Here is a 17,210-nt window from a genome sequence, read left to right on the forward strand (position 1 = left end):
AACGTCGCCCGAGGTCTCGCCGGTAGGGTTCCGCGCATGTCCGGTTCACTCCTGATCGCAGGCTCCATCGCCACTGACCACCTGATGAGCTTCGGTGGAAAGTTCGCCGACTCGCTGGTCGCCGACCAGCTCGACAAGCTCTCGGTGAGCTTCCTGGTCAACGACCTCGAGATCCGCCGCGGTGGCGTCGGCGCCAACATCTCCTTCGGCCTGGCCAACCTCGGCCTCTCGCCGGTGCTCGTGGGGGCGGTCGGCGAGGACTTCGCCGACTACCGCTCCTGGCTCGAGCGCCACGGCGTCAACTGCGACCACCTGCGCGTCTCCGAGACGCTGCACACTGCGCGGTTCGTGTGCACCACCGACACCGCGATGGCGCAGTTCGCCAGCTTCTACCCGGGCGCGATGGCCGAGGCCCGCGAGATCGAGCTCGGCCCGATCGCGGAGAAGGTCGGCGAGCCGTCCTTCGTCCTGATCGCTCCCGACGACCCCGACGCGATGAGGCGCCACACCGAGGAGGCCCGCCAGCGCGGCTACACCTTCATCTCCGACCCGAGCCAGCAGCTCGCCTTCGGAGACGGTGAGCTGATCCGCGAGCTCGTCGACGGCGCCGCCTACCTGTTCACCAACGAGTACGAGTCCCACGTCCTCGAGCAGAAGACCGGCTGGTCGGCCGAGGAGGTCCTGGCCCGCGTCGGCACCCAGGTCACCACGCTCGGCAAGGACGGCGTACGCATCCAGCGCAAGGGCGAGGACGCGATCGTGCTGCCCGCCGCGAAGAACGTGAACGCGGTCGAGCCCACCGGCGTCGGCGACGCCTTCCGCGCCGGCTTCCTGGCCGCGCTGGCCTGGGACTGCGAGCTGGAGCAGGCCGCCGAGGTCGGCTGTGTCCTGGCCGCCTACTGCGTCGAGACCGTCGGCCCGCAGGAGTACTCCTTCACCGCCGAGGAGTTCGTCGCCCGCGTGCGCGAGTCGTACGGCGACACCGCCGCCGACCAGATCGCCTCGCACATCAAGGCCTGAACTTCTCTGGTGATTCCTACCCGCTCAGCTGAGACGGCGTATCCGATACACGGGTACGCCGTCCTCTGCTTCCACCTCGCCGACGAACTCCTGGCCGCGCATGCGGGCCCAGGCGGGCACGTCGTGGTGGGCGGCGACGTCGTCGGCCGCGACGGCGATGACCTCGCCGACCTCGACGTCGCCGAGGTGGCGGCCGAGCTCGATGATCGGCCGGGGGCAGGCCTGGCCCCGGCAGTCGAGGGTGATGACCGGCGCGCTCACACGACCACCCCCGTAGCGCAAGCGCCAGGATACGGGCGCGGCCGTGTGACGTCTTGGACGTTCACTCGCTTGCGCTCGCTCATAGCCCAGCCTCGGCGCGCAGGTCCTTGACGATCCCGGGCAGTGCGTCGAGCACGCGCTCCACATCCTCTCGCGTCGTGTCGCGGGTCAGCGACAGCCGAACGTTACCGTGTGTGAGCGCTCCCATGGCAGCAAGAACCCGAGACGGCTCGCGGGTGTCGGAGGTGCAGGCCGAGCCGCTCGCGACACCGGCGCCTAGGCGGTCCAGCGCGGTCACCAGCGCCTCGCCGTCGACGTACAGGGCCGAGAACGTCACCAGGTGGGGGAGCCGGTCGTCGTCGGGGCCGGCGACGTCCACGTCGGGGATCTCCGCCCTGACCCGTTCCCGGACCAGCGAGATCAGCTCGTGCTGGCGGGCGTTGACCTCCTCCCGCTCGGCGACGACCGCCTGGAGCGCCGCCGCGGCGGCCAGGGCCCCGGGGATGTTCGTGAACCCCTGATCCGTACGCGACCACTCATCGCCCGGGAACGGCCAGCGCCACCGCGCCGATCTGCGCACGACCAGCACGCCGACGCCGCCGGGACCACCCCACTTTCGGGCGGAGCCGGCGATCGCGTCCCCGACCGAGGGCAGGGGCAGCCTTCCCATCGAGGCGCCGGCGTCGACGAAGAGGGCGGCCGGGCCGGCCGCGGAGGCGACCGCGTCGAGGGGCTGGAGCGTGCCCACCTCGTGGTTGGCCTGCTGGACGGCGACCACGTCGACGTCACCGGAGGCGATGGCGGCGCGGACGGCGTCGACCTCGACCCGTGCCTCGGCATCGACGGCCAGCTCGGTGACGGGAGAGCGTTGCGACCAGCGCGCGGCGTCGATGACGGCCTGGTGCTCGACGGCACTGTGACCGATACCACGTGATCCGAGCCCCAGCAGGCCCGCGTGCACGGCGGTGGAGCCCGACGATGTGAAAAGCACTTCATCGCGACGTACGCCCAGCGCCTCGGCCACGACCTCGCGGGCGTTCTCGAGCAGCAGCCCCGCGTTACGGGCCGGCCGGTGGAGGCGGCGGGGATCGGCGTACCCCTGCTCGGCCGCGGCGAGAAGCACGTCGCGGGCCGCCGGATGGAGCGGTTCGGCCGATGCGGCGTCCAGGTAGGTGAAGCTGTCGGTCACAGAACCCAACGGTAGCCATACGCGACATGGGGAACCCCTGAAGATGAATCCGGAGGCGCTCGCGGTAGTCTGCCGACATCTGAGTGTTCGCATGAGAGAGAGGCTCGTAGTGGGTCTGCACTTGCCAGGGGCCGGATCGACTCCGTCCCACGCCCGCGCCCGACGTGGTGCGCTGGTGGCGACGCTGACGGCCGGCGCCCTCCTGCTGAGTGGTTGTTCGGACGAGGCGGCGCGTTTCGGCTTTCCCGAGCCACGTTCTGAGCAGGGGGAGCACAACCTCGCCCTGTGGCAGGGCGCATGGATCGCCGCGCTGCTGACCGGCATCCTGACCTGGGGGCTCATCTTCTGGGCGATCTGGCGCTACCGGCGCCGCAGCGACGCCGACATCCCGGTCCAGACGCGTTACAACCTGCCGCTGGAGATCTTCTACACGATCGCTCCGGTCCTGATGGTGATCGTGTTCTTCGACCACACCGTCAAGGTCCAGAACGAGATGCTGGACGACGGGTCGCCGACCAACGTGATCGAGGTCACCGGCCAGCAGTGGCAGTGGACCTTCAACCACGGCATCGGCGAGCTGGACGCCAGCGCGGACGACAACCTCGTCGACGACGAGTTCCCCTACGACAGCTACGGCTACGTCGTGGGCACCGGCTCGCACATCCCGACGCTGGTCCTCCCGGAGAAGACCACCACGCGCTTCAACCTGCGCTCGGCTGACGTCATCCACAACTTCGGCGTGCCGGAGTTCGGCATGAAGATGGACGTCGTCCCGGGTCGGGTCAACCACTACTCGATCACCACGAAGGAGGCCACGGCCACCTTCAACCCGGGTGCCAACGACCTCATCGAGGGCAAGACCTTCCGCGGCGCCTGCTACGAGCTCTGCGGCGTCTACCACGCCCGGATGATCTTCAAGGTCGCGATCCTCTCCGAGAGCGACTACAAGTCTTACGTCGACGCGCTGGCGCAGAAGGGCTTCGAGGCCGAGCGCCCGCTGCTCGGTGGTGGCAAGTCCACCCGCACCACCGACGACATCGCCAGCCACAACGAGGAGGAGGGCGAGTGACCGCCACAGCTGCGCGCCCGGTCACCGGGGGCCCCAAGCCGCTCGGTAAGCACGTCTACCAGCTGCTGACCACCACCGATCACAAGCTGATCGGCAAGATGTACCTGGTCACGTCGTTCGTCTGGTTCCTCGTCGGCGGCCTGATGGCGCTGCTGATGCGCTCGGAGCTGGCCTTCCCGGGTCAGCAGGTCGTCAACGACGAGCTGTTCAACCAGCTGTTCACCATGCACGGCACGATCATGCTGCTGCTGTTCGCGACGCCGCTGTTCTTCGGCTTCGCCAACGTCATCATGCCGCTGCAGATCGGTGCCCCTGACGTCGCGTTCCCGCGGCTCAACATGTTCAGCTACTGGCTCTACCTCTTCGGCGGAATCATCGCGGCCAGCGGCTTCTTCACCCCGACCGGTGCGGCCGACTTCGGCTGGTTCGCCTACACGCCGCTGTCCAGCGCGCAGTACTCGCCGGGTGTCGGTGGCGACCTGTGGATCATGGGTCTCTACATGAGTGGTCTGGGCACCATCCTGGGCTCGGTCAACTTCATCACCACGATCATCTGCATGCGTGCGCCGGGCATGACCATGTTCCGGATGCCGATCTTCACGTGGAACGTGCTGATCACCGCTCTGCTCGCGCTGATCGCGTTCCCGATCCTGGCCGCCGCGCTGCTGATGCTCGAGTCCGACCGCCAGTTCGGCTCCCACGTCTTCGACGCCGCCCACGGCGGCCCGATCCTGTGGCAGCACCTGTTCTGGTTCTTCGGGCACCCCGAGGTCTACATCATCGCGCTGCCGTTCTTCGGCATCATCTCCGAGATCCTCCCGGTCTTCAGCCGCAAGCCGATCTTCGGCTACATCGGCCTGGTGGCCGCGACCCTCGGTATCGCGATCCTCTCGGTGGCGGTGTGGGCGCACCACATGTTCGTCACCGGCGCGGTCAACCTGCCGTTCTTCTCCGGCATGACGTTCCTGATCGCGGTGCCGACAGGGGTGAAGTTCTTCAACTGGATCGGCACGATGTGGGGCGGATCGGTCAGCTTCGACACCCCGATGCTGTGGTCGATCGGCTTCCTGACGACCTTCCTCTTCGGTGGTCTGACCGGCATCATCCTGGCGAGCCCGCCGCTCGACTTCCAGGTCTCCGACTCCTACTTCGTGGTCGCGCACTTCCACTACGTCGTCTTCGGCACCGTGGTGTTCGCGATGTTCGCCGGCTTCTACTTCTGGTGGCCGAAGATGACCGGCCGGATGCTCGACGAGCGCCTCGGCAAGGTCCACTTCTGGCTGCTGTTCGTCGGCTTCCACGCGACCTTCCTGGTCCAGCACTGGCTCGGTGTCGAGGGTATGCAGCGGCGTATCTCCGACTACCTGCCCAGCGACGGCTTCACCTTCCTCAACCAGTTCTCGACCGTGGGCGCGTTCCTGCTCAGCCTGTCGATGCTGCCCTTCTTCTACAACCTCTACGTCTCGCGTCACGCGCCGATCGTCGAGGTCGACGACCCGTGGGGCTGGGGCCGTTCGCTGGAGTGGGCCACCGCCTGCCCGGCGCCGCGCCACAACTTCGTCTCCATCCCGAAGATCCGCTCTGAGTCCCCGGCCTTCGACCTCCACCACCCGGAGATCGCCGCGCTGGAGCACGATGAGGACGATCTCGTCTCCACCAGCTCCAACAAGGAAGGCTGAGCCCGTTGAAGTCTGAAGCCTGGATCTTCGTGGTCTGCACCGTCTTCATGGTGCTGGTCACCCCGGCCTACTGGTTCGTCACCGCGGCCTCCGAGGAGGGCGGCGACTGGACCGGCACGTCGGCGCTGGTGATGTGCACTCTGCTGTTCGCGATGATCACCGTCTACCTCGGCTTCCACGCCATCCGGATGGACCCTCGTCCCGAGGACCGCGAGGACGGCGACATCGCCGAGGGCGCCGGCGAGTACGGCTTCTTCCCGCCGTTCTCCTGGTGGCCGCTGTGGGCCGGTCTCACCTTCGCCCTGGTCGTCCTCGCCGTCGCGATGGCCGCCTGGTGGCTGGTCATCATCGCCGCCGTGCTCGCCATGCTGGCCACCGCCGGCTGGAACTTCGAGTACTACCGAGGCGAGTTCAAGCACTGAGCTGTAAACGTTCGCGGGGCCCGATCCGAGACCGGATCGGGCCCCGCTGCCGTTCTTGGGCGGCTCTTGGCAATGCCCGATAGGGTTATCGCGCCCGCGTCCCGGTTCAGAGCGCTGGGTTCACAATTTCAGGTCTGGAGCAGTCTCACCGTGTCAACGCAGTCACCGTTTCGCCGCCCGTCCCTGCTGGCCCGTCGGGGGGTGCTGTTGACCACCGCGACCGCGGTCCTGACCCCCGTGCTCGCCGCGTGCGGGGCCGACCCGGCGTCGAAGGAGCCGAAGAAGCCCGCCGAGCCGACGGTGCAGATCACGCCCAACGTCGAGAACGAGGCCACCGGGGTCGCGGTCGACAAGGTGGTCAAGGTCGACGTGGCCAAGGGGCGGCTCGACGAGGTGATGCTGACCGGGGCCAAGGGCACCAAGGTGCGTGGCACGATCACGGAGGACGGCCTGAGCTGGAGCGCAGGTGAGGTGCTCGAGCCGACCGCCTCCTACACGCTCGCGGTCACCGCGACCGGTGACGACGGTCTGCAGAAGAAGAGCCAGATCACCTTCTCCACCGAGGACCTCGGCCTGGACCGCCAGACCTACCCGTCGATCGCACCGCTCAACGGGGAGACCGTCGGCGTCGGGATGCCGATCATCGTGACGTACGACCTGCCGGTGAAGAACAAGGCCGCCTTCGAGAAGAAGATGCTGGTCGAGTCGACGCCGGAGCAGGAGGGGTCCTGGTACTGGGTGAGCGACAAGGAGGTCCACTACCGTCCGCGCACCTACTGGCAGGCGAACTCCACGATCAACGTGAAGCTCAACATCAACTCGGTCCCTGCCGGCGGCGGCATCTTCGGCCAGAAGAACCGCGAGATCACCTTCAAGACCGGCGACGCGCACATCTACCGGGCCAACGCGCAGACCCACCAGATGGACGTTTTCAAGAACGGGCAGAAGATCAAGACCATCCCGATCACGACCGGCAAGGAAGGGTTCATCACCCGAAGCGGCGTGAAGGTCATCATCGAGAAGTTCAAGCGCAAGACCATGAACTCCGAGACCATCGGGATCAACGAGGGCGACCGGGAGTACTACAACATGGAGGGCGTGAAGTGGGCCATGCGGCTCACGTTCTCCGGTGAGTTCATCCACGGTGCGCCCTGGTCGGTCGCGCAGCAGGGCAACGCCAACGTCTCCCACGGCTGCACCGGGATGAGCGACGAGAACGCCAAGTTCCTCTACGACATGACCCGTCGCGGCGACGTCGTCGAGACCGTCGGCACCAACCGCGAGATGACCTTCAGCAACGGCTGGGGCGACTGGAACACCCCCTACGAGGAATACCGGGCCGGGTCTGCCCTCGCCTGACCCGCGGCGCGCCGAAGCCGGCTTGGGCCTGTGAGACGGCCCGAGTCGATATCGTGCATTGCAGTAAATAGCGTGTGACATCAAGCGTTTGCTGCTTGCGTCCTGAAGCGTCTTTACCTACGTTCCAGTTATCACGTAATCGCGTTGCGCAGGGCTGACCCCGACGGCCCGCGCCCCTGGAAGGTGGATGCGTTGCCTCGGCCGGTGCTGGTACTGGACCTGGACGGCACGGTGTGTCTCGGCGACACCCCGGTGCTTCTCTACGCCGAGAGGGTGGCTGCCCTCACGGCCGTCCCTGAGGCGCTCCTGGAGGCCGCTGAGGCCTTCCTGGGGAAGCGGCTGCCCGAGAGTGCCCCGAAGACGCTCACAGGCGCTCAGGACGGCTATGAGGCGGTCAAGATCCTGGGCCTGGCCGCTGGGGTCACCGAGGAGCAGCTGAGCGCTGCGTACGTCCTGAGCAGGGCGGAGATGAGCGAGTGCCCGGGGGACATCCACACACCCGAAGGGCTGACCGATCTGCTCGCCGGGATCGACGCGCACCGGGTGATCCTGACCAACTCGCCCGGCAGCGGGCTGGACGCGATCCTGGAGCACCTCGGCCTGGGCGGCGTGGTCGACGAGGTGCGCACCGACGCGCTCAAGCCGACCCGGATGAAGGGGCACCTGGATGCCTTCCTCGACGCCGCCGGTGCCACTGACGCCCCCGAGTGGTTGATGTCGGTCGGCGACATCTGGCGCAATGACCTGGCTCCCGCCGTCGAGCGTGGTTGTGTTGCTGCGTACGTTGATGCCTTCGACCGCCGGCAAGGACCAGCTCATGTTCGTGCAGGATCACTCGTGGACCTGTACCCCGCAGTCTCGGACTGGTCGAGTGACCCGTCATCCTTCATCGCAGCTCACCCCCTCAAGGAGTCTGTCCAATGTTGAGAACCCCCAGGAACCGGTTGCTGGCGGTCGGTGCCGCCGCATCGCTCGCCGTCTCGCTCGCCGCCTGTGGCAGTGGTGAGGACAGCGCCGCGCCCGCGGAGGATCCCGAGGAGATCGTGCTCTCGCTGGTGCCCTCGGGCGACGTCGACTCGATCACGCAGAGCGCGAAGGGCCTGGAGTCGTTCCTCAGCGACAAGATCGGGATCCCGGTACGCGCCGAGGTCACCGAGAGCTACGCCGCCGCAATCGTGGCGATGAAGTCCGACCAGGCGCAGGTCGCGATGCTCGGCCCGATCGGCATGGTGCAGGCCGAGGACCAGGCCGGTGCGGTGCCGGTCCTGCAGTCGGTGCGCTACGGCTCGGGGACCTACCACACCCAGTGGTTCACCAACGACCCCGAGACCTACTGCGCCGACGAGGTGAAGGTGGTCGAGGGCTTCAAGTACTGCAACGGCACCGATGCCGCCAAGACCGGCCCCGCCGGTGAGGAGGCGATCGCCAAGATCAAGCCCGGCACCTCGATCGCCTTCGTCGACCAGGGCTCCGCCTCGGGCTACTACTACCCGGCCACCCAGTGGAGCCAGGTCACCGGCGGCGACGCGCTGGTCGACCTCGACGCGCAGTTCGCCGGCGACCACGACGCCGCGGTGCTGGCGGTGGCGCGCGGCGACTACCCGATCGGCGTGAGCTTCGACGACGCCCGCGAGGAGGTCGCGGCCGACGAGCCGAAGGTGGCCTCCGAGGTCGTGGTCTTCGCCTACTCCACCGAGATCCCCAACGACGGCATCGTCGTCGCCGGCGGGCTCTCCAAGGAGCTGCGTACGAAGGTGACCGACGCGTTCACCGCGATGGCGAAGGACCCCAAGGGGCTCAAGACGCTGGAGGCGGTCTACGAGATCGAGGGCCTCGAGAAGGTCGACACGGCAGCCCTGAAGAAGGCGAAGTCCGTGGAGGAGAACTTCGGCGAATGAGCGGTTCGAACCCCGGAGGCGGGCCCGCTGGTGGTCACCGCATCGTCTTCGACGATGTCTCGGTGGTCTACCCGAACGGCACCCGGGGACTGGACGGGGTCTCCCTGACCATCCCGGCGGGGGAGTTCGTCGTGGTCGTCGGGCTCTCCGGGGCGGGCAAGTCGACGCTCATCCGCACGATCAACGGCCTGGTGCCGGTCACGTCGGGCTCGCTCTCGGTGGGCGGGACCGAGGTGGCCACGGCACGCGGCCGCCGGCTGCGGCGGCTGCGCGCCGAGATCGGGATGATCTTCCAGGGGTTCAACCTGGTGACCCGTCGCTCGGTGATGGGCAACGTGCTCACCGGCCGGCTGCACGCCCAGTCGTGGCTGCGGTCGGCTCTCGGCGTCCACACGAAGGCCGACAAGGAGATCGCCTTCGAGGCGCTCGAGCGCGTCGGGATCGTCGAGAAGGCATGGGTACGCGCCTCCGAGCTTTCCGGCGGACAGCAGCAGCGGGTCGCGATCGCTCGGGCGCTCGCACAGCAGCCCTCCGTGGTGCTCGCCGACGAGCCGGTCGCCTCGCTCGACCCGCCCACAGCCAACCTGGTGATGCGCGACCTGCAACGGATCAACCGGGATCTAGGTATCACTACCGTGGTCAACCTGCACTTCCTCGATCTCGCCCGGCGCTACGCCGACCGCATCATCGGCATGCGCGCGGGACAGGTGGTGTTCGACGGCCCCGCTGCCGAGGCCGACGACGCGGTCTTCGAGAAGATCTACGGCCGCTCGCTGACCGCCGAGGACGTATCTGCATGAGTCAGGCCACCCTCGAGCGCCCGGGCGGCCAGCGCCCGGTCCGCCCGGAGCAGCCGCCGCCGAGCCCATTGCTCGTCGGCGGCGTTCTCGGTGCCGTCGCGATCACGGTGGTGGCGGGCTGGGCGATCGACTTCTCGCTCGCCCCGGTGATCGAGCAGTGGCCGATGCTGACCTCGATCCTCGCGGAGGTGGTCCGTCCCGAGTGGCAGGAGATCACCGATCCCTCCTCGCGGCTGTGGACCGCCCTCATGGAGACGGCCGCCATCGCGGTCATCGCGACGTTCGTCGGCTCCCTGATCGCCCTCGGCGTGGCTCTGCTGGGCTCCAAGGTCAGCGCGCCACCTGCGGTCTACCGGGTCATCAAGCCGGTGATGTCGGTGATCCGGTCGCTGCCCGACATGGCCTACGCCCTCGTCTTCGTCGCCGTCGTCACCGGTCCGCTTCCCGGGATCCTGGCGCTGACCATCTTCAACATCGGCATCGTCGCCAAGCTGACCGCGGAGAGCATCGACGCCGTCGACCCGGGACCCCTGGAGGCGCTCGACGCGGCCGGGGCGACCCGCTGGCAGCGGGCCCGTGCGGCGATCGTGCCGCAGATCCTGCCCAACTACGCCTCGTACGTCCTGTACGTCTTCGAGCTCAACATCCGCGCCTCGGTGGTGCTGGGCGCGGTCGGGGCCGGCGGGATCGGGCAGCTGATCATGCTCTACTTCAACCGGGCCGACTACGCGCGGCTCGCGGCGGTCGTCATCGTCATCTTCGTGGTCGTCGTCGCGATCGACCTGCTCTCCCAGATCCTGCGCAGGAGGCTGGTGTGACCGAGGCGACCGCCACGCGGCCCAAGCCACCGCCGAAGTGGCCCTACACCGTGGCCGGGCTGACGCTGATCGGCATCGTGCTGATCGCCGCCTGGTCCCTGGACGACGCCAAGTGGGAGCGGCTGCCGCAGTTCCCGGGAGAGATCCTGCAATACGCAGGCCAGATGCTCGACGGTGTGCTGACCTGGCCGGGAGCCCATCCCGAGGGTCAGGCCGACCCGGAGCTCACCTACGGAGACTGGTGGCTGCAGTCCTTGAAGCTCATGGGGGAGTCGGTCGCGCTCGCCTGGATCGGCACCTGCGTCGGAGCGCTGTTCTCCTTCCCGCTGGCGTTCCTGGCCGCCTCCAACACCTCGCCGCTGGTCGTACGCGTCCCGGTGCGGCTCTTCTTCAACGCCATCCGCGCGGTCCCGGAGATCCTGCTCGCGGTGATCGTCATGCTGCCCCTGTTCGGGCTCAACCCGATGGCGGGAGCGATGGCGATCGGCATCCACTCGATCGGCTCGCTGGGCAAGCTGACGCTGGAGAACATCGAGGCCGTCGATCCGCGCCCGGTCGAGGCGGTCGCCGCCGCCGGTGCGTCGTGGTGGCAGCGCATCCGGGCTGCGGTGATCCCGCAGATGCTTCCCGAGACCGTGGCGTTCTGGCTATACCGCTTCGAGGTGAACATCAGGGCAAGCGCAATCCTCGGCGTCGTGAGCGCCGGTGGAATTGGAGCGCTTTTAAACCGTGTCCTTCGGGGCAGAGAATGGGAGTGGGGTGGAATCATGCTAGCTGTGATCATCATCGTGACGATCCTGGTGGACCAGCTGTCTGCAGCGCTGCGTCACCGGATCCTGCACGGCGCCGAGGCCACTGCGGTGGCGGCATGACGAGTGCGCCGGTTCTTCCCGCCATCCGGGCCGCCATGCCGCGGCTCAACCCTTCCGAGCGCGCGGTCGCCGAGGTCGTGCTGACCCGCTCGGAGTGGGCCATCGAGGCGACCACCGCCGAGATCGCCGCCGAGGCCTCCGTCTCGACCGCGACCGTGGTCCGTGCCGCGCAGAGACTCGGGTTCCGCGGCTTCCCGCACCTCAAGGTGCTCCTGGCGCGCGACCTGGGTTCGGCCAAGACCGAGACGACCGAGGGAGGCAGCCCGCTGACGGTGGTGCGCTCCTTCTTCGCCGACATCGCCGACTCCGCCTCCGACATGGTCGGCCTCCTCTCCGAGGAGCAGGTCAGCCGGGCCGTGGAGCTGCTCGCCGAGGCCCGCTCGATCCTCGTCGCCGGCACCGGGGTCTCCTCCCCGGTGGCCCAGGACATCGCGATGCGGCTGGGCTCCCAGGGCCTCAGCACCGTCGCGCCCAGCGACCACCTCGACCAGCTCATCCGGGCCCGGCTGCTCCAGCCGGGCGACGTCTGCGTCGTCGTCAGCGGCACCGGCGCCACCGCGCCCACGATCCAGGTCGCCCAGGCGGCCGTCGCCGGGGGAGCGGCCGTGATCGCGCTGACCTCCTTCACCGGCACCCAGCTGACCAAGCTCGCCGAGGTCGAGCTGGTCACCCCGCAGGGCGGCCGGGCCGGGTTCCGTCAGGAGCTCGACTCGATCATCAGGATCCCGCAGCTGATCCTCGGCAACGCTCTCGTCGCCGCCGTGGCGGCCCGCGACCCCGAGGCCGCGGCCAACGTACGCGCCCGGGTGCTCGAGGTCGTCGGCGGCGAGCTCGACCCGCAGGGCTGATCCTCTAGAGATAGGCCCCGAGCAGCTCCGCCTCCGCGCGGAGCTGCTCCGCTTTTTCGCCCGCTCCGTGGCTCTCCATGTCTGCCGCGGCGGCCCGACGCTCGGTCTGCTCGGCCGAGATGATCTCGCGGACGTCCTCGTCGCTCAGGTCGCGCCTGGCGGCCTCGGTCGCACCGACGCCGGTCGCGGCGCCGGCGATCGGTCCCTGTGCCGACGTGGAGCTCGAGGCGGTCCCGTCCGTGGCCAGGGCAGTCTCCGCCACCGGGAGCGCCTCGGCGTTGGCGATGGCCGCCAGCGTCGAGCGCAGCACGGCCGTCGCCGTGGTGTCGCGGGCCTTACGGGCGGTGAGGAGGTCGGCTCGGAGGCGAGCCTGGAGGCCGGTCATGTGCTGGACCCTAGATTTCCCGCCGGGGGAGGGGCAACCGGGTTTCGGCCCGGAAAACGCACGTGGCGCCGTCCCCCGGAGGGAACGGCGCCACGTGGCGTACGCCTTCAGCGTCAGTGGCTGAGGGGCTCCTCGATCGCCGAGTGGCGGTGATCGTCGAAGTCGTGACCGTCGACCTGGTGACCCTCGTGGGCGGCCAGCTCGTGAGCCTCGTGCTCGGCGTGGTGGTGTGCCTCGCTGAGCTCCTGGGCGGTGGGCTTGTCCACGTCGTGGTCGTAGTAGAAGGCGCGGAGCTTGGCGCGGAACGACTGCTTGCCGTTCTTCTTCAGCTCTGGCTCCTCGCCGGCCCGGCCGCGGTCGCGGACGGTCATGGCGAAGGCCTCGTCCTCGGGAAGCGGCAGGTGCTTCTCGTGGTAGGCGCCCTCCGGCGTACGGATGACCGTGCCGGTCTCGTAGCCGTGCAGCAGCTTCTCGTTGTCGTGACGCTGCAGCGAGATGCACCAACGACGCGTGATGATGAACGCCACGATCGGACCCAGGAACACGAACGCCCGCAGGAAGTAGGTGATCTGGTTGATCGAGAGGTCGAACTTGATCGCGATGATGTCGTTGCCGCCCGCGGCCCAGAAGCCCGCGTAGAACGTCATCAGCGCGACGAACGTGGCGGTGCGGGTCGGAGCGTTGCGCGGGCGCTGGAGCAGGTGGTGCTCGCGCTTGTCACCGGTGATCCAGGCCTCGATGAAGGGGAGCATCAGCACGACCATCCAGGCCGCCATCGGCAGCACGATGACCGGGAAGAAGATGTTCCACGACCAGGTCGAGCCCCAGAAGTGCGACTCCCAGCCCGGCATGATGCGCAGCGCGCCGTCGGGCCAGCCCATGTACCAGTCGGGCTGCGAGCCGGCGGTGACCTTGGTCGGGTCGTACGGCCCGAACTTCCACACCGGGTTGAGCGAGAAGAAGGCACCGAGCAGGGCGGTCACACCGAAGGTGATGAAGAAGAAGCCGGTCATCTTGGAGATGTAGTTCGGCACCATCGGGTAGCCGACGACGTTCTTCTCGGTGCGGCCGGGTCCAGGCCACTGGGTGTGCTTGTGGTAGATCAGCAGGATCAGGTGGGCACCGATCAGCGCCAGCAGCAGCGCCGGGATCAGCAGCACGTGGATCGTGAACAGGCGCGGGATGATGTCATCGCCTGGGAACTCGCCTCCGAACAGGAAGAACGAGATGTAGGTCCCCACGATCGGGATCGCCATCATGAACCCGTCCGCGGCCCGGATACCGGTGCCGGAGAGCAGGTCGTCGGGGAGCGAGTAGCCGGTGAAGCCCTCGAGCGTGCCGAGGAGCAGCAGCGTGGCGCCGATGACCCAGTTGATCTCACGCGGCTTGCGGTGCGCGCCGGTGAAGAAGACGCGCATCATGTGGATCATCATCGAGGCGATGAACAGCATCGCCGCCCAGTGGTGGACCTGGCGCAGCAGCAGACCGCCGCGTACGTCGAAGGAGATGTCCAGCGTCGAGGCCATCGCCTCGGACATGTCGATGCCGCGGAGCGGCGCGTAGGAGCCCTGGTAGGTGATCTCGGCCATCGAGGGCTTGAACCACAGGGTCAGGAAGACACCGGTGACCAGCAGGACCACGAAGCTCCACAGCGCGATCTCACCCAGCATGAACGACCAGTGGTCGGGGAAGATCTTGCGGGAGAGGAACTTGCTCAGGCCACCGAGGCCGAGGCGCTCGTCGGCCCAGTTGGCCGCCGCACCTGCCTTGGTCGGCTTGCCCGCCGGGGCAGCGGGATTGGTGCCGTTACTGGCGGCAACCTTGGACGTGTCGGTGCTCACTGTCCGCCCTCCTTGTAGCCGTACTGCTCAGCATCGGCGGCGTGGTCCTTTGACCAGTCGTCGAAGATCTCGTCGATGTCGTAGGTGTTGCGCTCCCAGTAGCTGACGCCCACAGGCTCAGGGTAGTCGGAGAGGGCAACGAGGAAGCCGTCCGCGTCGACGCCCAGCGGCAGCTGCGGCAGGTGACGGCCGGCCGGACCGAAGATGACCTTGCCGTGGTCGGCGAGGTCGAAGGTCGACTGGTGGCACGGGCACAGCAGGTGGTGCGTGGTGCGCTCGTTCAGCGAGATCGGGCAACCGACGTGGGTGCAGATCTTGGAGTAGGCCACGATGCCGTTGACCGACCAGTTGCGGGTCACGTCGTTGGCGATGTCGTTGGGGTCCATGCGGAGCAGGATGGTGGCCGCCTTCGACTTGGCGATCTGCAGCGGCGCACCGTGCAGGCTGCCGTCGAAGATCGTCGCCGGCTCGGCGTTGACCAGGTCACCGACCTCCAGGTCGCCCGGGCGGATCGGGGTGCCGACCACGTCGCGCACGACGCGCACGCCGGCGTCCCAGACGGTGTGCTCGAGGCCGGCACCGGGGTAGGGCTGCTCCTCGGTGATCTGGGCGTTGGTCTGGCCCAGGTCCTTGAGCATCACGATCGCGGGCAGACCCAGCAGGGCGGCCGAGCCGATCATCGCGTTGCGGATGAACGGGCGGCGAGCCATGCCGGACTCGTGGAGCGCGGCCTTGAGCTCGGCGACGGCCACCTCGCGGGTGGCGGGGGAGGAGGCGGCCGGGTGGCGGTCCTCTGCGTGCTCGATGTCGACGACGAGCTTGCGGGCCCACTGGATGACACCGATGCCGAGGAAGAGCAGCGCGAGTCCGAGGGTCGAGCCCAGCGCCAGGTTGGAGGCGCCGTAACCGGCCCAGACGTCACCGTCGTAGCCCGGCTTGATGGTGAAGTAGGCGACCACGAACAGCACCGAGCACAGCGCGGAGAGACCGAAGAAGAGGCTCACCTGACGCTCGGCGCGCTTCTCCGCCTTCGGGTCGACGTCGGTAGGACGCCAGTGATGCTCGTGCATGCCCGGGTCGGGCAGCAGCGCGTCCGTGTGCGCGTTGAGCTCGGGGTGCGAGTCGTCGTGCTTCTCGATCTCGCTGAGGTCGCTGCTCACTTGGCAGATCCCTTCTTGGTCTGGTTGGTGCGCGTGGTGTGCGAGGCGATCCACACGGCGAAGGCCACCAGGACGCCGAGACCGACGATCCAGGCGACGATGCCCTCGGTCACAGGACCGAGCGAACCGTTGTTGAAGCCGCCGTAGTCGGGCTGCTCCTTCATCGACTCGACGTAGGAGATGACCGCCTTCTTCTCCTCCGGGCTGATGTTGCCGTCGGAGAAGGTGTCCATGGACTGCGGACCGGTCAGCATCGCCTCGTAGATGTGCTTCGGGTCGGTGTTGAGGATGCTCGGAGCCTCGCCGCCGCGCGGCATCGCGCCGCCGGCACCGGTGAAGTTGTGGCAGGCGGTGCAGTTGGTCAGGAAGATCTGGCCGCCGAGGGTGACCGCCTCCTCCTTCTCCTTCTCGGAGGCGTAGGTCTCCGGGTCGTACTGCTCCTCGTCCGGGATCGCCGGGCCGGGGCCGAGGCTGGCGACGTACGCGGCCATGGCGTCGATCTCGTCCTGGTTGAAGCTCGGGTCCTTGACCTCGACCTGCGCACCGGGCTGGGCCATCGGCATCCGGCCGGTGCCGACCTGGAAGTCGACGGAGGCAGCACCGACACCGATCAGGGAGGGGCCGTAGAGCTTCCCGTTCTGGGTGGTGATGCCCTCACCGTTGGAGCCGTGGCAGGTGGAGCAGTTGATCATGAAGAGCTCTTTGCCCTCGGCGACGAGGGCGGCGTTGTCCTTCTCCTGCTCGGCCTGGGAGGCCGGGGCGAGAGCGGCGTACGCACCGCCGGTGCTCAACAGGGCGACCAGGAGCACGGCGGCACCGGCCAACGGGCGGCGACGGTGCCGCGACAGTCGACCGACGGAGCGGTTCAGTAGACGCACATTCAGTCCTTGGTCACTTGAGGAGGTAGATGGTCGCGAACAGGCCGATCCACACCACGTCGACGAAGTGCCAGTAGTAGGACACGACGATCGCGGAGACGGCCTGCTCGTGGGTGAAGCGCTTGGCGACGTAGGTCCGGCCGAGCACGAAGAGGAAGGCGATCAGACCGCCGGTGACGTGCAGGCCGTGGAAGCCGGTGGTCAGGTAGAAGACAGAGCCGTAGGGGTCGTCGGGACCGGTGATGCCCCGGTTGAGGGCGATGCCTTCCTGCACCAGGGCCGCGTACTCCGTCGCCTGACCGGCGATGAAGATCGCACCCATGAGGTAGGTGAGGATGAACCACTCACGCAGACCCCACAGACGGATCGCGAGCAAGGAGCCCTTACGTCCGACCTGGCCGCGCTCGGCGGCGAAGACGCCGAACTGGCAGGTGAACGACGACAGCACGAGGATGGTCGTGTTGACCGCCGCGAACGGGATGTTGAGTCCCTCGGTGTTTGCCTCCCACACCTCGGGGCTGACCGCGCGGATCGTGAAGTAGGCCGCGAACAGCGCCGCGAAGAACATCAGCTCGCTTGCGAGCCAGATGATCGTCCCCACGCTGACCATGCTCGGACGGTCGTGATGCCCGTGCAGGCGGGCTGTTGGAAGAGTCGATACTGTCGCCACGCCCGCCATTATGTCCTGCCCCTTTCCCAGAGTCTTCTTGG

The 17,210-nt window shown here is 67.9% G+C and carries 18 protein-coding genes; 11 read left to right on the forward strand and 7 right to left on the reverse strand.

Translation table 11 applies throughout. The annotated features are described in order from the left end of the window. The first annotated feature begins 36 nt into the window (after positions 1–36). Entirely contained in the window at positions 37–1,020 is a 984-nt protein-coding gene (locus tag ACWZJV_RS24050) for a carbohydrate kinase family protein (RefSeq protein WP_457179127.1), read from the forward strand. Positions 1,021–1,044: 24 nt separating this feature from the next. Here the strand turns inward: ACWZJV_RS24050 and ACWZJV_RS24055 are convergent, their stop codons facing one another. Next, a complete protein-coding gene (locus tag ACWZJV_RS24055) occupies positions 1,045–1,281 on the reverse strand; it encodes a sulfurtransferase TusA family protein (RefSeq protein WP_457179128.1) in 237 nt (78 codons plus the stop codon). A 79-nt stretch (positions 1,282–1,360) separates the two neighbouring features. Next, the gene (locus ACWZJV_RS24060) at positions 1,361–2,470 is read right to left on the reverse strand and encodes a cysteine desulfurase family protein (RefSeq protein ID WP_457179129.1); all 1,110 of its coding nucleotides are present in this window, start codon (positions 2,468–2,470) and stop codon (positions 1,361–1,363) included. A 175-nt stretch (positions 2,471–2,645) separates the two neighbouring features. Between ACWZJV_RS24060 and ctaC the strand changes: the two genes are divergently transcribed. From ctaC to ACWZJV_RS24110, 10 genes are all read left to right on the forward strand, one after another. Next, a complete protein-coding gene (gene ctaC, locus ACWZJV_RS24065) occupies positions 2,646–3,539 on the forward strand; it encodes an aa3-type cytochrome oxidase subunit II (protein ID WP_196874732.1) in 894 nt (297 codons plus the stop codon). Further along, positions 3,536–5,218 (forward strand): aa3-type cytochrome oxidase subunit I, encoded by a 1,683-nt coding sequence (gene ctaD / locus ACWZJV_RS24070; RefSeq protein ID WP_457179130.1) that lies wholly within the window; start codon positions 3,536–3,538, stop codon positions 5,216–5,218. Before ctaC ends, ctaD begins: the two co-directional genes overlap by 4 nt. A 5-nt stretch (positions 5,219–5,223) precedes the next feature. Beyond that, positions 5,224–5,640 carry a cytochrome c oxidase subunit 4 gene (locus ACWZJV_RS24075; RefSeq protein WP_457179131.1) on the forward strand — a complete coding sequence of 139 codons (417 nt, stop codon included), beginning with the start codon at positions 5,224–5,226 and terminating at the stop codon, positions 5,638–5,640. 201 nt (positions 5,641–5,841) lie between these two features. Next, positions 5,842–6,999, forward strand: coding sequence for a L,D-transpeptidase (locus ACWZJV_RS24080; RefSeq protein ID WP_008363157.1), 1,158 nt, complete (start codon positions 5,842–5,844; stop codon positions 6,997–6,999). Positions 7,000–7,203: 204 nt separating this feature from the next. Further along, positions 7,204–7,926: an HAD family hydrolase gene (locus ACWZJV_RS24085; protein ID WP_457179132.1), complete on the forward strand. Its 723-nt coding sequence runs from the start codon at positions 7,204–7,206 to the stop codon at positions 7,924–7,926. Then, positions 7,920–8,897 carry a phosphate/phosphite/phosphonate ABC transporter substrate-binding protein gene (gene phnD / locus ACWZJV_RS24090; protein WP_457179133.1) on the forward strand — a complete coding sequence of 326 codons (978 nt, stop codon included), beginning with the start codon at positions 7,920–7,922 and terminating at the stop codon, positions 8,895–8,897. Before ACWZJV_RS24085 ends, phnD begins: the two co-directional genes overlap by 7 nt. Then, positions 8,894–9,697 carry a phosphonate ABC transporter ATP-binding protein gene (gene phnC / locus ACWZJV_RS24095; protein WP_457179134.1) on the forward strand — a complete coding sequence of 268 codons (804 nt, stop codon included), beginning with the start codon at positions 8,894–8,896 and terminating at the stop codon, positions 9,695–9,697. The genes phnD and phnC overlap by 4 nt, the downstream gene beginning before the upstream one ends. Next, positions 9,694–10,515, forward strand: coding sequence for a phosphonate ABC transporter, permease protein PhnE (gene phnE, locus ACWZJV_RS24100; RefSeq protein ID WP_457179135.1), 822 nt, complete (start codon positions 9,694–9,696; stop codon positions 10,513–10,515). The genes phnC and phnE (ACWZJV_RS24100) overlap by 4 nt, the downstream gene beginning before the upstream one ends. Further along, positions 10,512–11,387: a phosphonate ABC transporter, permease protein PhnE gene (gene phnE / locus ACWZJV_RS24105; protein WP_457179136.1), complete on the forward strand. Its 876-nt coding sequence runs from the start codon at positions 10,512–10,514 to the stop codon at positions 11,385–11,387. The genes phnE (ACWZJV_RS24100) and phnE (ACWZJV_RS24105) overlap by 4 nt, the downstream gene beginning before the upstream one ends. Further along, the gene (locus ACWZJV_RS24110) at positions 11,384–12,235 is read left to right on the forward strand and encodes a MurR/RpiR family transcriptional regulator (protein WP_008363150.1); all 852 of its coding nucleotides are present in this window, start codon (positions 11,384–11,386) and stop codon (positions 12,233–12,235) included. The genes phnE (ACWZJV_RS24105) and ACWZJV_RS24110 overlap by 4 nt, the downstream gene beginning before the upstream one ends. A gap of 4 nt (positions 12,236–12,239) precedes the next feature. Here the strand turns inward: ACWZJV_RS24110 and ACWZJV_RS24115 are convergent, their stop codons facing one another. From ACWZJV_RS24115 to ctaE, 5 genes are all read right to left on the reverse strand, one after another. Next, positions 12,240–12,620, reverse strand: a complete 381-nt coding sequence (locus ACWZJV_RS24115) for a hypothetical protein (protein WP_457179137.1) — start codon at positions 12,618–12,620, stop codon at positions 12,240–12,242. A gap of 113 nt (positions 12,621–12,733) precedes the next feature. Next, entirely contained in the window at positions 12,734–14,461 is a 1,728-nt protein-coding gene (gene qcrB / locus ACWZJV_RS24120) for a cytochrome bc1 complex cytochrome b subunit (protein WP_008363146.1), read from the reverse strand. Continuing rightward, positions 14,458–15,621, reverse strand: coding sequence for a cytochrome bc1 complex Rieske iron-sulfur subunit (gene qcrA / locus ACWZJV_RS24125; protein WP_008363144.1), 1,164 nt, complete (start codon positions 15,619–15,621; stop codon positions 14,458–14,460). Before qcrA ends, qcrB begins: the two co-directional genes overlap by 4 nt. Further along, positions 15,618–16,499, reverse strand: a complete 882-nt coding sequence (gene qcrC, locus ACWZJV_RS24130) for a cytochrome bc1 complex diheme cytochrome c subunit (protein WP_040757077.1) — start codon at positions 16,497–16,499, stop codon at positions 15,618–15,620. The genes qcrA and qcrC overlap by 4 nt, the downstream gene beginning before the upstream one ends. A 13-nt stretch (positions 16,500–16,512) precedes the next feature. Further along, the gene (gene ctaE, locus ACWZJV_RS24135) at positions 16,513–17,178 is read right to left on the reverse strand and encodes an aa3-type cytochrome oxidase subunit III (RefSeq protein WP_196874724.1); all 666 of its coding nucleotides are present in this window, start codon (positions 17,176–17,178) and stop codon (positions 16,513–16,515) included. Positions 17,179–17,210 lie beyond the last annotated feature (32 nt).

Source organism: Nocardioides sp. WG-D5 (assembly GCF_054031175.1).

Excerpts from the sequence above, each read along its gene's own strand:
- ACWZJV_RS24050 (WP_457179127.1), top strand. The coding sequence starts at position 37 with ATGTCCGGTTCACTCCTGATCGCAGGCTCCATCGCCACTGACCACCTG.
- phnE (WP_457179135.1), top strand. The coding sequence starts at position 9,694 with ATGAGTCAGGCCACCCTCGAGCGCCCGGGCGGCCAGCGCCCGGTCCGC.
- ACWZJV_RS24115 (WP_457179137.1), bottom strand. The coding sequence starts at position 12,620 with ATGACCGGCCTCCAGGCTCGCCTCCGAGCCGACCTCCTCACCGCCCGT.
- ctaE (WP_196874724.1), bottom strand. The coding sequence starts at position 17,178 with ATGGCGGGCGTGGCGACAGTATCGACTCTTCCAACAGCCCGCCTGCAC.
- ACWZJV_RS24110 (WP_008363150.1), top strand. The coding sequence starts at position 11,384 with ATGACGAGTGCGCCGGTTCTTCCCGCCATCCGGGCCGCCATGCCGCGG.
- phnC (WP_457179134.1), top strand. The coding sequence starts at position 8,894 with ATGAGCGGTTCGAACCCCGGAGGCGGGCCCGCTGGTGGTCACCGCATC.
- phnD (WP_457179133.1), top strand. The coding sequence starts at position 7,920 with ATGTTGAGAACCCCCAGGAACCGGTTGCTGGCGGTCGGTGCCGCCGCA.